12 protein-coding genes are annotated in these 13,461 nt (G+C 71.2%); all 12 read left to right on the forward strand.

All coding sequences use genetic code 11. From position 1 onward, the window contains the following. Positions 1-222: 222 nt before the first annotated feature. The 12 genes from BM333_RS02355 to lnt all read left to right on the forward strand — a co-directional run bounded on the left by BM333_RS02355 (position 223) and on the right by lnt (position 13,436). Complete coding sequence (locus BM333_RS02355; RefSeq protein ID WP_245777113.1) at positions 223-5,067, forward strand: NAD-glutamate dehydrogenase; 4,845 nt, start codon at positions 223-225, stop codon at positions 5,065-5,067. Between the two features lie 62 nt (positions 5,068-5,129). Next, positions 5,130-5,600, forward strand: a complete 471-nt coding sequence (locus tag BM333_RS02360) for a universal stress protein (RefSeq protein WP_092306882.1) — start codon at positions 5,130-5,132, stop codon at positions 5,598-5,600. Positions 5,601-5,663: 63 nt separating this feature from the next. Then, positions 5,664-6,218: a NifU family protein gene (locus BM333_RS02365; RefSeq protein WP_092306884.1), complete on the forward strand. Its 555-nt coding sequence runs from the start codon at positions 5,664-5,666 to the stop codon at positions 6,216-6,218. Positions 6,219-6,280: 62 nt separating this feature from the next. Continuing rightward, positions 6,281-6,850, forward strand: coding sequence for a helix-turn-helix domain-containing protein (locus BM333_RS02370; protein WP_092306886.1), 570 nt, complete (start codon positions 6,281-6,283; stop codon positions 6,848-6,850). Positions 6,851-6,916: 66 nt separating this feature from the next. After that, positions 6,917-7,300, forward strand: coding sequence for a helix-turn-helix domain-containing protein (locus BM333_RS02375; protein WP_092306888.1), 384 nt, complete (start codon positions 6,917-6,919; stop codon positions 7,298-7,300). Between the two features lie 25 nt (positions 7,301-7,325). Continuing rightward, entirely contained in the window at positions 7,326-7,997 is a 672-nt protein-coding gene (gene tsaB, locus BM333_RS02380) for a tRNA (adenosine(37)-N6)-threonylcarbamoyltransferase complex dimerization subunit type 1 TsaB (RefSeq protein WP_092306890.1), read from the forward strand. After that, positions 7,994-8,437, forward strand: a complete 444-nt coding sequence (locus tag BM333_RS02385) for a GNAT family N-acetyltransferase (protein ID WP_092306892.1) — start codon at positions 7,994-7,996, stop codon at positions 8,435-8,437. Before tsaB ends, BM333_RS02385 begins: the two co-directional genes overlap by 4 nt. A gap of 23 nt (positions 8,438-8,460) precedes the next feature. Then, the gene (locus BM333_RS02390) at positions 8,461-8,937 is read left to right on the forward strand and encodes a Fur family transcriptional regulator (RefSeq protein ID WP_092306894.1); all 477 of its coding nucleotides are present in this window, start codon (positions 8,461-8,463) and stop codon (positions 8,935-8,937) included. A 57-nt stretch (positions 8,938-8,994) separates the two neighbouring features. After that, on the forward strand, positions 8,995-10,377 hold the full coding sequence (miaB, locus tag BM333_RS02395; protein ID WP_092306896.1) for a tRNA (N6-isopentenyl adenosine(37)-C2)-methylthiotransferase MiaB: 1,383 nt from the start codon (positions 8,995-8,997) through the stop codon (positions 10,375-10,377). Further along, positions 10,377-11,372: a PhoH family protein gene (locus BM333_RS02400; protein ID WP_092306898.1), complete on the forward strand. Its 996-nt coding sequence runs from the start codon at positions 10,377-10,379 to the stop codon at positions 11,370-11,372. Before miaB ends, BM333_RS02400 begins: the two co-directional genes overlap by 1 nt. Beyond that, positions 11,369-11,821 (forward strand): rRNA maturation RNase YbeY, encoded by a 453-nt coding sequence (gene ybeY / locus BM333_RS02405; protein ID WP_092306900.1) that lies wholly within the window; start codon positions 11,369-11,371, stop codon positions 11,819-11,821. Before BM333_RS02400 ends, ybeY begins: the two co-directional genes overlap by 4 nt. Next, positions 11,805-13,436, forward strand: coding sequence for an apolipoprotein N-acyltransferase (lnt, locus tag BM333_RS02410; protein ID WP_092306902.1), 1,632 nt, complete (start codon positions 11,805-11,807; stop codon positions 13,434-13,436). The genes ybeY and lnt overlap by 17 nt, the downstream gene beginning before the upstream one ends. Positions 13,437-13,461 lie beyond the last annotated feature (25 nt).

Here is a 13,461-nt window from a genome sequence, read left to right on the forward strand (position 1 = left end):
GTCCGAAGAGGCCGCCGGGCGAAAGCCCGGCGGCCTTGTCGTTTGCGGCCGCGGTTACGCCGGCCTCGCAGGCGGTGGGGGCTTCCCGGAAGCGCGCGGCTGGCCTAGGAGCCGAAGGCAAGGGCGGCTTGTCCAGGCGACAGGCGGCCCGGCCTGCCTCCACCCGCGGCCCGATGCCGCTTTGCACACGAGAAACCCGACATGTCCGGCGATACGGCGTCCATGCACCCTCAGGCGATCACCCTGGAGGCGCTGGCGTCGGGCTTCGAGGCGGTGACCGGGCAGCCGCCCGGCGCCGCGGAGAAATCCTTCCTCGGCCAGGTGCTGGAGGATCACGCCGGCGACGAGACGCCGGAGCTCGGGGTCGCCGACCTGGCCGCGCTTCTGGGCGCGGTCTGGCGCTCGTCGCTCGACCGCGAGCCCGGCGGGGCCGCCCTGATCAGCGTCGGGCCGCACACGGGCGCCACGGGCCATCCCACCGGCTACGATGTGCTCTGGATCGTCCAGGACGACCGGCCCTTCCTCGTCGACAGCGTGATGGGTGAACTGGCCGAGGCCAACGTCAGCGTCCGCTCGATGTACCACCCCATCGTCGAGCGGGCCGACGGCCGGGTCTCGCTGATCATCGTGGTGATGGACTCCCTGCCGCAGGAGCGCCGGGACGCGCTGGGCGAGACCCTCGCCGCCACCATGGCCGATGTCCGTGCGGCGGTGGCGGACCATGGGGCCATGCAGGCGTTGATCGAGCGTTCGATCGCCGAACTGGAGGCCGCGCCGCTCGTCATCGATCCCGAGATCCTGGCCGAGAACCTCGCCTTCCTCCGCTGGCTGGCCTCGGACCACTTCGTCTTCCTGGGCGCGCGCGCCTACGAGTTCCCGCGCACGGCGGACGGCGGTTACGAAGCCGAGGCCCCGCTCTCCCTGTCAGGCGTCGGGCTGGGCGTGCTCGCCGACCCGGAACGCACGGTGCTGCGCCGGGCCAACGAGCCGGCGGTCCTGACCCGGTCGATGAAGCGCCAGTTGAATCTCTCGGAACCGGTCACGGTCGCCAAGGCGAACGTCCGCTCCCGCGTGCATCGCCGCGCCTATCTCGACTATGTCGGCGTCAAGCGGTTCGGTCCGGACGGCAAGGCGTCGGGAGAGATCCGGTTCGTCGGCCTGTTCACCGCCGAGGCCTATGACAAGGCCGCCAGCGAGGTGCCGCTCATCCGCCGCAAGGTGGCGAATGCGCTGGCCGCCGCCGGCAAGATCGAGGGGACGCACAGCTACAAGCGTCTCAGGAACATCCTCGAGAACTATCCCCGCGACGAGCTCTTCCAGATCGGCGGCGAGGAACTTCTCGACATCGCGCTCGGCATCCTGCACCTGCACGACCGCCCGCGGATCAAGACCTTCACCCGGCGCGACCCCTTCGACCGGTTCGTCTCGGTCCTGGCCTTCATCCCGCGCGAGCGCTTCCATGCCTCGGTCCGCGAACGGATCGGCCAGATCCTCGCCCGCGCCTGGGGCGGCCGGGTCTCGGCCTGGTACCCCCAGCTGACCGACCAGCCCCTGGTCCGCATCCACTACATCATCGGCGTCACCCCAGGCGATCACCCCTGCCCGGACGAGGCGACGCTGGCCGCCGAGATCGCCGAAGCCGGCCGGAGCTGGGTCGACCGGTTCGAGAGCGCGCTGCGGGCCAGCGACATCGACGAAGTCTCCGTCGGACCGGTGAGCGCGCGCTGGGCCAACGCCTTCGGCGCGGGATACCGCGACCGCTATGACGCGACCGAGGCGGTGCGCGACTACCAGGCCATCGACTCCCTCAATGCGTCCGGGCTGGTCGGCGAGGGCGAGGCCGTCGCGGTCAGGGCCTTCCGCACCGAATGCGATGGTCCGCTCAACTTCCGCTTCAAGCTGTACCGCCGCGGCAACGCCGTGCCGCTGTCGGACGTGCTGCCGATCCTCGCCGACATGGGCCTGAAGACCCTCGAGGAATGGGGCCACTCGCTGAAGCCGCTCGGGGCCCCCGAAATCCACGTCCACGAGTTCCTGCTCGAGGACCCGCGCGGGGGCGACCTGGAGTTCGCAGCCGTGCGCGCGCCGTTCGAGCAGGCTTTCATCGCAGTCTGGAATGGTCGCACCGAGAGCGACGGCTTCAACCGGCTGGTGCTGGAGCTCGGCGTCTCGTGGCGCGAGGCGGCCCTGATCCGCACCCTGGCGCGCTACCGCCAGCAGACCGGCCTCGACCCCAGCCAGGCGGTGCAGGAAGAGGCCCTGCGCGACTATCCGGAGGTGGCGCGCGCGCTCCTCGGCCTGTTCGGCGCGCGATTCGATCCCGCGTCCGGCCTCGAGGGCGCCGCCCGCGAACGGGCGGCCGCCGAACTCGACCGCCGCATCGTGGAGCTTCTGCGCGAGGTGAAGAGCCTCGACCACGACAAGGCGTTGCGCCGCCTCGCCCTGCTGATCGGCGCCGTCAAGCGCACCAACTACTATCAGCCGGCGGCGGACGGGACGCCCAAGCGCTACATCTCGATCAAGATCGCCTCGCGCGAGCTGGACGACCTGCCCCTGCCCAGGCCGTTCCGCGAGATCTTCGTCTGGGCGCCGCACGTCGAGGGCGTGCATCTGCGCTTCGGTCCCGTGGCCCGGGGCGGCCTGCGCTGGTCGGACCGGCGCGACGACTTCCGCACCGAGGTGCTCGGCCTGGTCAAGGCGCAGCAGGTCAAGAACGCGGTCATCGTGCCGGTCGGCTCCAAGGGCGGCTTCTATCCCAAGCACCTGCCCGCCGTGGTGCGCGCCGGCGGCGACCGCGACGCGCAGCAACAGGAGGCGATCCGCGCCTACAAGACCTTCCTGTCCGGCCTGCTCGACGTCACCGACAATATCGCCGCCGATGGCTCGGTGGTCCCGCCCGCCGCGGTGGTGCGCTGGGAAGGGGACGATCCCTACCTCGTCGTCGCCGCCGACAAGGGGACGGCGACCTTCTCCGACATCGCCAACGGCGTATCGGCCTCCTACGGCTTCTGGCTGGACGACGCCTTCGCCAGCGGCGGCTCGGCCGGTTACGACCACAAGGAGATGGGCATCACCGCCCGCGGCGCCTGGGAGGCGGTCAAGCGCCACTTCCGGGAGATCGGCAAGGACATCCAGACCCAGCCCTTCACCGTCGCCGGCGTCGGCGACATGTCGGGCGACGTCTTCGGCAACGGCATGCTGCTGTCCAAGGCGATCAAGCTGGTCGCCGCCTTCGACCACCGCGACATCTTCATCGATCCCGATCCGGATCCCGCGACCTCGTGGGTCGAGCGTCAGCGCCTCTTCGAACTGCCGCGCTCCAGCTGGCAGGACTACGACACCAGCCTGATCTCGAAGGGCGGCGGCGTCTTCTCGCGCTCCGCCAAGTCGATCGAGCTGAGTCCCGAGATCAAGGCGGCGCTCGACATCTCCGATGACGTGCTGGACCCCGCCGGTCTGATGAAGGCGATCCTCAAGGCCCCGGTGGAGCTGCTCTACTTCGGCGGCATCGGCACCTACATCAAGGCGGCGCATGAGACCGACGCCCAGGTCGGCGACAAGGCAAACGACGCCATCCGCATCGACGGGGTGGAGGTCCGCGCCAAGGTCATCGGCGAGGGCGCCAACCTCGGCCTGACCCAGGCGGGCCGCATCGGCTTCGCCCGCAACGGCGGACGGGTGAACACCGACGCCATCGACAACTCGGCCGGCGTCGACAGCTCCGACCATGAGGTCAACATCAAGATCCTCACCGGCGCGGCCATCGCCTCAGGTTCGCTGAAGGTGGAGGATCGCAATCCCCTGCTCGCCTCGATGACCGAGGAGGTCGGGCTGAAGGTGCTGGCCCACAACTACGACCAGACCCTCGCCCTGACCCTTCAGCAGGCCGAAGGGGCCGCAGCGCTCGACGCCCAGCAGCGCTTCATGCAGTGGCTCGGCGCCAAGGGTAAGCTCGACCGCAAGGTGGAAGGCCTGCCCGACGATCTCCGGCTGGCGGAGATGAAGGCGTCCGGCGCCGCCCTGACCAGGCCGGAGCTGGCGGTCCTCACCGCCTACTCCAAGCTTGAGCTGTTCGACGACATCGTCGCCTCGAAGGCGCCGGACGATCCGTTCTTCCGCCGGACCCTGGTGCGCTACTTCCCCGGCCCGCTGGCGAAGTTCGAGGCGGAGATGCAGGGCCACCGGCTGCGTCGCGAGATCGTCTCGACCATCCTGTCGAACGAGATCGTCAACATGTGCGGGGCGACCTTCCCCGAGCGCCTGCGCCTTTCCGCCCGTTGCGACACCGGCGCCATGGTCATCGCGTTCGAGGCCGCGCGTCAGATCTTCCGTCTCGACCAGGCCTGGGACGCCGTCTCGGCGCTCGACCTGAAGATCAGCGCCGACGCCCAGACGGCGCTCTACGAGGAGATCGCCACCGTGCTCCGGCGGCAAACCTTCTGGCTGGCGCGGCGGGCGACCCGCGAGGGGGCCGGCGTCGACGCGCTGATTTCCGCCTACCGGTCGACCGCCGACGCCCTGCGGGCGGCGGGCGGGGCCGTCCTGTCCCGGTTCGAGCAGGACAAGCTTGAGGGCAGGGTGCGCACCTTCGTCCAGCTGGGGGTCGACGAGACGATGGCCCGCGACCTGGCCATGTTGAGGCCGCTCGTGGCGACCGCGGACATCGGGGATCTGGCGCGCGAGGCCGGCTGGCCGGAGCCGGCGATGGCGATGCTGTATCACCAGGTCGGGGCCGCCTTCGACTTCGACCGGCTTCGCGCCGCCGCCGGCGGCGTGCCGTCGGCCGATCACTTCGACCGGCTCGCGGTGCGCCGCCTGATCGAGGACCTGATGACCGAGCAGATGGTGCTGACGCGCGCCGTGGCGCGGGCGTCCGACGCCTCGGTGGGCGCTTCGGAGGCTTCCGCCGAGGCGGCCGTCGACGCCTGGATCGGTCCGCGGCTGGCGACGGTCGAGGGCGTCCGGGCTTCGGTCGACGAGATCGAGGCCTCGGGCGCCGGCTGGACCTTCGCCAAGCTGACCATCGCCAACGCGGCCATCCGCGAGATCGCGGCGGTCGCCGGGTGATTGCTGGCCCGGCGAGTCCGTCGCCGGGCGATCTGCTAGTGTGGGCTGGAAGGGAGAGGGCGATGCCGCGCAAGTTCCTGGTCGTGGTCGACGACAGCCCGGAGTTCGAGGCGGCGCTTCGTTACGCCGCCCGGCGCGCCCGCTCGACCGGCGGCCGGGTCGTCATGCTGCGGGTGATCCCGCCGGCGGCCTCCGACGCCCACTGGTCCGGCGTCCGCGAGGAGATCGAGCGCCAGACCCGCGCCGAGGCCGAGGCCTCGCTCAATCGCTGGGCGGCCGAGGCCGGCGAGCGCGCCGGCTCTACGCCCCTCCTGCTCATCGAGCGGGGCGAGCCGCAGAACTGCATCCGCAAGGTCGTGGGCGAGGACCCGGACATCAAGATCCTGGTTCTCGCCGCCGGCGAGGGCGGCCGCGGGCCCGGTCCGCTCGTCACCGCCATGGTCAAGCAGGGCGCCGCCTTCACCGGCCGCAAGCTGCCGGTCACCATCGTCCCCGGCGAACTGACCGAAAACGACATCGAGGATCTGGCCTGACGCGGCGGGGCGTCGCAACCGGGCGCCCTTGAACGGTCCGGCCGCCGGGCGCACTTGTGCGCCATGTTCATCCAGACCGAACCGACCCCCAACCCGAACGCGCTCAAGTTCCTGCCGGGCCGGGACGTCGCGCCCGAACCGCGCGAGTTCCGGTCCGTCGACGAGGCCGCCGCCTCCCCCCTCGCCGAGGCCTTGTTCGAACTCGAGGGCGTCAGCGGGGTCTTCTTCGGCGCCGACTACATCTCCATCACGCGGGAGCCGCACGGACCGGGCTGGCCGGCGCTGAAGCCTGCGGCGCTCACCGCGATCATGGATCACTTCATGTCCGGCGCCCCGCTGCTGCGCGACGGCGGCGAAACGGCCGCGACGACGGGCGCGGACACCGAGCTGATCATGGAGATCAAGGCGCTGCTCGACAGCCGCATCCGCCCCGCGGTGGCCCAGGACGGCGGCGACATCCTGTTCGACGCTTTCGACGAGGCCACGGGCGTTCTCACCCTGCGGATGCGCGGCGCCTGCGCCGGCTGCCCGTCGTCCTCCGCCACGCTGAAGGCCGGCGTCGAACAGATGATGAAGCACTACATCCCCGAGGTGACGCGGGTCGAGCAGGTGCTCTGAAGCGCCGGTTGTGAAACGAATCCGTCCTCGTCTTCCCGATCGCGCTCCGCCATGATCGATCGATGGCGCGATTTGAGACGGACAGCGAGGCGAGACGACTGGGCGAAGCTCTCGCCGCGCTCCGCCGGGCCTGTGGCCTGAGCCAGGCCGAGGCCGGGCGACGCGCGGGCATGACCGGTCAGGGCTGGGGCCTCTATGAGGCCGGCAAGCGGCCGGGCCTCTATCGTCCCGACGTCCAGAGACGGTTGACGGCGGCCCTCGGAGTCAGGCCCGGGGCCTTGGGCGACCCGACGGAGCCCGCCGGCGCCGCCCGGGGCGTCAGCAGCCCCGCCGTCGCCTGGGAGGGGCCGCCGGCGAGGGTCCGTCGGCTGCAACTCTCCAACGACGATCTCGCGCCATGGGCTGCGGCGGGCGTGGTGCTGGAGTACGTCCCGGGGCTCTGGCCGCGGCCCCGGCAGGGATGTGTGCTGGAGATGACGGACGGTCGCCTGCTGCCACGCCTCTACGAGCGAATGGAGGACGAGACCCTGATCCTCCGGGGCGGGCCTGCCGGGCTCGCGACGGAGGAATCGCTGCCCCGCTCGGCCGCCGGGGAAGTCTCGGCCGTCATCGCCCGCCTGGAGTTCGGATGAAACGAAAAAGTTGCAACTTCGCCGCGAGTATGAAACTGTTCCGTTGCGAGCAGGAGGCGCGCGCGAATGGGCAGGCCGGGCGGTGCAGACGAGGTGGACGCCTATGTCGGGGCGCGCATCAGCCTGAGACGCTCGGCGCTCGGGCTGTCCCAGGCCGCGCTGGCGCAACGCATCGGCGTGAGCTTCCAGCAGGTCCAGAAGTACGAGACCGGCCAGAACCGCATCTCGGCGTCCCGGTTGCACCGGGTGGCCGGGGTGCTTGGAACCTCGGTGGAATCCTTCTTTCCCGCCGACCCCGAGAAGGATTCGACCCGCGCGGGGCTGGAGGCGATGAGATCGATCGCGGCGACGGCGGACGGTCGGGCGGTGGCCGCCGGCTTTCCGATGATCACCGACCGCAACCTGCGTCAGGCTATCGCTCGCATCGTCACCGCGCTCGCGCGCCATTGACCGCCGCTGTGCCGGGAGCTCCGGCATGCGGGTGATGGTGATCGACACCGCTCTCGGCCTGTGCTCGGCGGGCATCTTCGACGTCGATGCCCGGCCGAACCCGCTCGGGGTGCGCTCGGTGGAGATGGCCAAGGGCCATCAGGAGCGGCTGGGCGGACTGGCGCGAGAGGCGATGACCGAAGCCGGCGGTCTCGATGGCGTGGAGCGGATCGGCGTCACCGTGGGGCCGGGGTCGTTCACGGGCCTTCGGGTCGGCCTCGCCTTCGCGCAGGGCCTGGGGGCGGCGCTGGGCCGGCCCGTGGTGGGGATCTCGACGCTCGACGCGCTCGCCGCATCGACCGATGCGCGGGACGTGGCGGCCCTCGTCGACGCCCGCCGCGGCCAGGTCTACGCCCGCTTCTGGCGCGCCGGCGCCGCTGACGGACCTCCTGAGGCCCTGTCGCTCGAGACGGCGCGCGAGCGACTGGCGGGTTTCGGGCCGGGCGCGGCCCTTGTCGGTTCGGGCGCGGCGCTCCTCGACGACGCGGCCGTCGGCGCAGCGATCCTCGGTCTGGCGGGACCGGCGCCCGACGCGCTGGCCCGGCTGACCGCCGCCGCCGACCCGGCCGCGGCTCCCCCCAGACCGCTGTACCTGCGTGCTCCGGACGCCACCCCGCCCAGCCGCCTGCCGGGCCAGGCGCGACCGGCGCGGTCATGAGCAGGCAGGCCGCGCCGAGCCCGGAGCGGTTGGCGGATCTCCACGCCAGCGCCTTCGAGGCCCCTTGGGATGCAGCCGCCTTCACCGCCTTGCTGGTCCAGCCGGGCGTGTTCGCCGCGGAGCGCCCGGACGGCTTCATCCTGATGCGGGTCGTGGCCGACGAGGCCGAGATCCTCACCCTCGCCGTCCGGCCCTCCGCCCGCGGACAGGGACTGGGCGGGGAGCTGACGGCCGAGGGTCTGGCGCGCGCCCGGGCCCGGGGCGCCGAACGGGCCTTCCTTGAGGTGGCCGAGGACAACGCCGCCGCGCGCGCGCTTTACGCCCGTCTCGGCTTCAGCGAGGTCGGGCGGCGACGGGGATATTACGGCGGTCCCGAGGGTCGTCGCCGCGACGCCCTGCTGCTCGCCCTCAATTTCCCCGGTCCGGCTTCCCTACCGTAGCGGGGCCGCCTATTCTCGCTGTCATGGACCGGATCGAGAAACTCTGCGCCGAGCGCGGCATGCGGATGACCGAGCAGCGGCGGGTCATCGCCCGGGTTCTGTCGGCGGCGGAAGACCATCCGGACGTCGAGGAGCTGTACCGTCGCGCGTCGGCCATCGACCCGCACATCTCGATCGCCACCGTCTATCGCACGGTCCGTCTGTTCGAGGAGGCGGGCGTCGTCGAGAAGCACGACTTCGGCGACGGACGCAGCCGCTATGAGGAGGCCGGGGACGATCACCACGATCACCTGATCGACACCCGCACGGGTGAGGTGATCGAGTTCTTCGACGCCGAGATCGAGCGCCTGAAGACGGAGATCGCGGAACGTCTCGGCTTCGAGCTGGTCGGACACAAGCTGGAGCTCTACGGCAAGCCTGTCGAGGGGGCGGCGCCATCCAGCCGGGAGGGCCTGATCTTCAAGCGGCACGCCCGCCGGGACGATCATAACGACGCCTGAGCGGCGCCCGCGTCGGACCTGGTGGCGCAACGCCGCCCGGGCCGGTAAAAGCCGCCCATGACCGAGACCCTCGACCTGCCGTCGGACGAGAAGACAGGCCCACGCCCGAAGCGCCTGTTCATCAAGACCTACGGCTGCCAGATGAACGTCTACGACTCCGAGCGCATGGCCGATGTGCTGCGCCCGCTCGGCTACTCCGCGACGGAATCGGTCGAGGACGCGGACTTCGTCATCCTCAACACCTGCCACATTCGCGAAAAGGCGGCCGAGAAGGTCTATTCCGAACTCGGCAAGCTGCGGCAGCTGAAGGAGGCCCGCGACGGCGCCCTGACCATTGCGGTGGCGGGCTGCGTGGCCCAGGCGGAGGGCGAGGAGATCATGAAGCGGCAGCCTGCCGTCGACCTCGTCGTCGGACCGCAGGCCTACCACCAGCTGCCCGAGCTGCTGACCCGCACCGCCCGCGCCCGTGGCGAGCGCATCGGCGCCGACTTCGCCCCGGTCGACAAGTTCGACGCCCTGCCGGCGACGCGTGGCGTCGACGGGGTCACCGCCTTTCTCACCGTCCAGGAAGGCTGCGACAAGTTCTGCACCTTCTGCGTGGTGCCGTACACGCGCGGCGCCGAATGGTCGCGGCCGGTGGCGGCGGTTCTGGCCGAGGCGCGCGAGCTGGCGGCGCGTGGCGTGCGCGAGGTCACCCTGCTGGGCCAGAACGTCAACGCCTATGACGGCGAAGGCGCGGACGGGGCCCCGTCGTCGCTGGCGCGGCTGGCCTTCGCCCTCGCGGAGGTCCCGGGGATCGATCGCATTCGCTACACCACCAGCCATCCCAACGACTTCACCGACGAGCTGATCGAGGCGCACCGCGACCTGCCCCAGCTGATGCCTTATCTGCACCTGCCGGTGCAGTCGGGTTCGGACCGCATCCTGCGTCTGATGAACCGCAAGCATGGCCGCCAGGCCTATCTCGATCTGATCGCCCGCATCCGTGAAGCCCGGCCGGACATGGCGATCTCTGGCGACTTCATCGTCGGCTTCCCGGCCGAAACCGACGCCGACTTCGAACAGACCCTCGATCTGGTGCGGCAGGTCAACTACGCCTCGGCCTTCTCCTTCATGTATTCGCCCCGCCCGGGCACGCCGGCGGCGACCATGGCGGCGCAGGTCGCCGAAGAGGTCGCCCGCGCCCGGCTCCACGCCCTTCAGGCGCTGCTGACCGAGCAGCAGCTCGCCTTCAACGTCTCGCGCGCCGGCCTGACCGTGCCCGTCCTGTTCGAGCGCAAGGGGCGTCACGGCGCCCAGGCGATCGGGCGCTCGCCCTGGCTGCAGTCGGTGCATGTCGAGGATGCGGATCATCTGATCGGCGAAATCCTTGCGGTGGAGATCGAGCGCGGCCAGCAGAACAGCCTGACGGGACGCCTGATGCAGCAGAAGGCGGCCTGATGGCGCGTGAGACCGAGTTCCTGGCCCTGGACGACGCCGCCCTGCGCGCGATCCTCGGACCCAACAGCCGACACGTCGCCCTGATCGAGGACGCCTTCAAGGTGCTGATCGAGGCCCCCGGCGGCGGGGTGACGATCAACGGCTCGCCCAAGGACCGGGCCCAGGCCAAGCGGGTGGTGCAGGTGCTGGCCGACCGCGCCGACACCGGCGCCGAGATCACCGAGGCCGACGTCCGCACCGCGCTCGGCGCTGCGGTCAGCGCGCCGCGACCGGGGCAGGGCCGGACGGTGCCTGACGCCGTCGCCCTGCCCGTCGGCCGCCGCGGGGCCATCGCGCCGAAGACGGCGGCGCAAGCCCGTTACCTGGAGATGCTGTCGCGCTGCGAGCTGAGCTTCGGCGTCGGCCCGGCCGGCACCGGCAAGACCTTCCTCGCGGCGGCCTATGGGGCCTCGCTGCTTCGCCGTGGCCAGGTCGACCGGCTGGTCATCACCCGGCCGGCGGTCGAGGCCGGCGAGAAGCTGGGCTTCCTGCCCGGCGATCTGAACGAGAAGGTGGATCCCTACCTCGCCCCCATCTGGGAGGCGCTGAACGACATCCTCGGCCCCGACGACGTGCGCCGCCGGCGCGACAAGGGCGAGATCGAGGCCGCGCCCATCGCCTTCATGCGCGGCCGCACCCTGGCCCACGCCTTCATCATCGTCGACGAGGCCCAGAACACCTCCCGCCTGCAGATGAAGATGGTGCTCACCCGCCTCGGCGAAGGGGCGCGGATGGTGGTCACCGGCGACCCCTCGCAGGTCGATCTGCTCAATCCCCGCGATTCCGGCCTCGGCCACGCCCTGCGCATTCTCGACGGCGTCGAGGGCGTCGGAATGCTCAAGTTCGAGGCTTCGGACGTGGTCCGCCACGCCATGGTCGAACGGATCGTGCGCGCCTACGACGCCGATGCGACGAACCAGCGTCCGCGGGCCGATCTGGAAGATCCCGACCGGTGATCGAGGTCGAGATCGAGGACGAGGCGTGGACCGCGGCCCTGCCCGCCGCGGCGGCGCTGGTCGAGCGCGCCGCCGCGGCGGCGCTCGGTCCGGCGCAGGGCGACATCGTGGCCCTGCTCACCGACGACGCGGCGGTGCGCGATCTCAACGCCCGCTTCCGGGGCAAGGATCGTCCAACCAACGTGCTGTCGTTCCCCGCCGCGGGGAGCGCCGCGCCGCATCTCGGCGACCTGGTGCTCGCCTTCGGCGTCTGCGCCGCCGAGGCCGACGCACAGGGCAAGACCCTTGCCGACCACCTGTCGCACCTGACCGTGCACGGCGTGCTGCACCTGCTCGGCCGCGATCACGAGATCGCGGCCGAAGCCGAGGCCATGGAGGCCGAGGAGCGCGCGATCCTTGCCCGTCTGGGCGTGGCCGACCCATACAGGTCCGATGCAGCCGACGTCTGATCCCGAGACCCGCCGCCGGCGCCTGATCCTGCGTTTCGGGCGCATCGCCCTCGCCCTGCTGGCCGGGGCGGGCGCGGCGCTGGCTCATCCGCCTTTCGGAATCCTGCCGGGCCTGCTCGGCTACCCGCTGCTGATGCTGCTGGCGGAGCGGTCGACGACCCTCCGCGGCGCCTTCTGGATGGGCTGGCTGGCGGGCTTCGCCTACTTCTTCATCAGCTGCTGGTGGGTGGCCGAGGCCTTTCTGGTCAATCCCGCCCAGGCGTGGATGGCCCCGTTCGCCGCCTCGCTTCTCCCGATCGGGCTGGGGATTTTCTGGGGCGCGGCGACGGCTCTTTATCGCCGCTTCGCCCCGGCGGGCGTGCGGCGGGTGCTCGTGTTCGCCGCCTTCTTCTGCCTGCTCGAGTGGCTGCGCGGACATGTCCTGACCGGCTTCCCGTGGAACCCGGCCGGGGCGAGCTGGAAAGCGGGCTCGGCAGCCTCCCAGTTTGCGGCCGTGGCCGGCGTCTACGGCCTGGGCTTCGTCACCGTGGCGAGCGTGGCGGCGTTCGGTCCCCTGTGCGACCGGGCACCCCGCCGGATCCGTCTGCTCGCCGCCGCAGGGGGCGCCGCAGCGCTCGCCGCGCTGATGATCGGCGGCCAGCTGCGTCTCGCGTCGGCGCAGGTCGAGGCCCGAGGCCCGCTGGTGCGGATCGTCCAGGCCGATGTGCCGCAGGGGTCCAAGTGGTCGCCCGAGGCCTATCACGGGATCGTCGAGCGCTATGTGAACCTGACGGCCCGTCCGGCCGTCGTGACGCCGGACATCGTCGTCTGGCCCGAAGGGGCGCTGCCCGCCTCGGCGAACCAGGTGTTCGCTGCGGGTGCGTGGGAGGCGAACGCCATCGCCGAGGCCGTGCAGCCGGGTCAGACCCTGATCGTCGGTCTCGGCCGGGGCGAAGCCGATCCTTCGGCGGCCGAGGGCGCGCGGTATTTCAACAGCGCCTTCGTGCTCACCCATATCGGCGACGCCGGCCTGCGGGTCTCGGCCATCTACGACAAGCATCGCCTCGTTCCGTTTGGCGAATACCTGCCCGCCGGCGATCTGCTGGGCGCGTTGGGCGTCCGAAGCCTCACCCACATGCCGCTCGACTTCAGCCCGGGCCCGACGCCGGCGCCGATCGAGATTCCCGGCGCCCCGCGGGCGCAGCCGCTGATCTGCTACGAGAGCCTCTATCCCGGCTTCACCCCCGGCGCTGCCGACCGGCCCGGCTGGATCGTCAACATCTCCAACGACGCCTGGTTCGGCCGCACCTCGGGTCCGCTGCAGCACCTCAATCTCGCCAGCTACCGGGCCATCGAAACGGGGTTGCCGGTGGTCCGCTCGACGCCGACCGGCGTGTCCGCGATGATCGATCCTTGGGGGCGGGTGGTGGACGGGGCCCGCCTCGATCCGGGCGAGAGCGGCGTCATCGACGCCCGCCTGCCGGCGCCGGCGGCGGTCACCCTGTACGGGAGGGCAGGCGACCTGCTGTTCTGGCTGGCGGTGCTCGGCGGGCTGGCGCTGGCCGTTCGCCTCGGGCGAATCACTCGCCTCGCACGCGAGCTTCGCAGTGGAGCTGGAGGCGGCGGGCATATTTGATCTATCTCATTCACGCGCGGCGTGA

Source organism: Brevundimonas viscosa (assembly GCF_900116065.1).
Lineage (GTDB): Bacteria > Pseudomonadota > Alphaproteobacteria > Caulobacterales > Caulobacteraceae > Brevundimonas > Brevundimonas viscosa.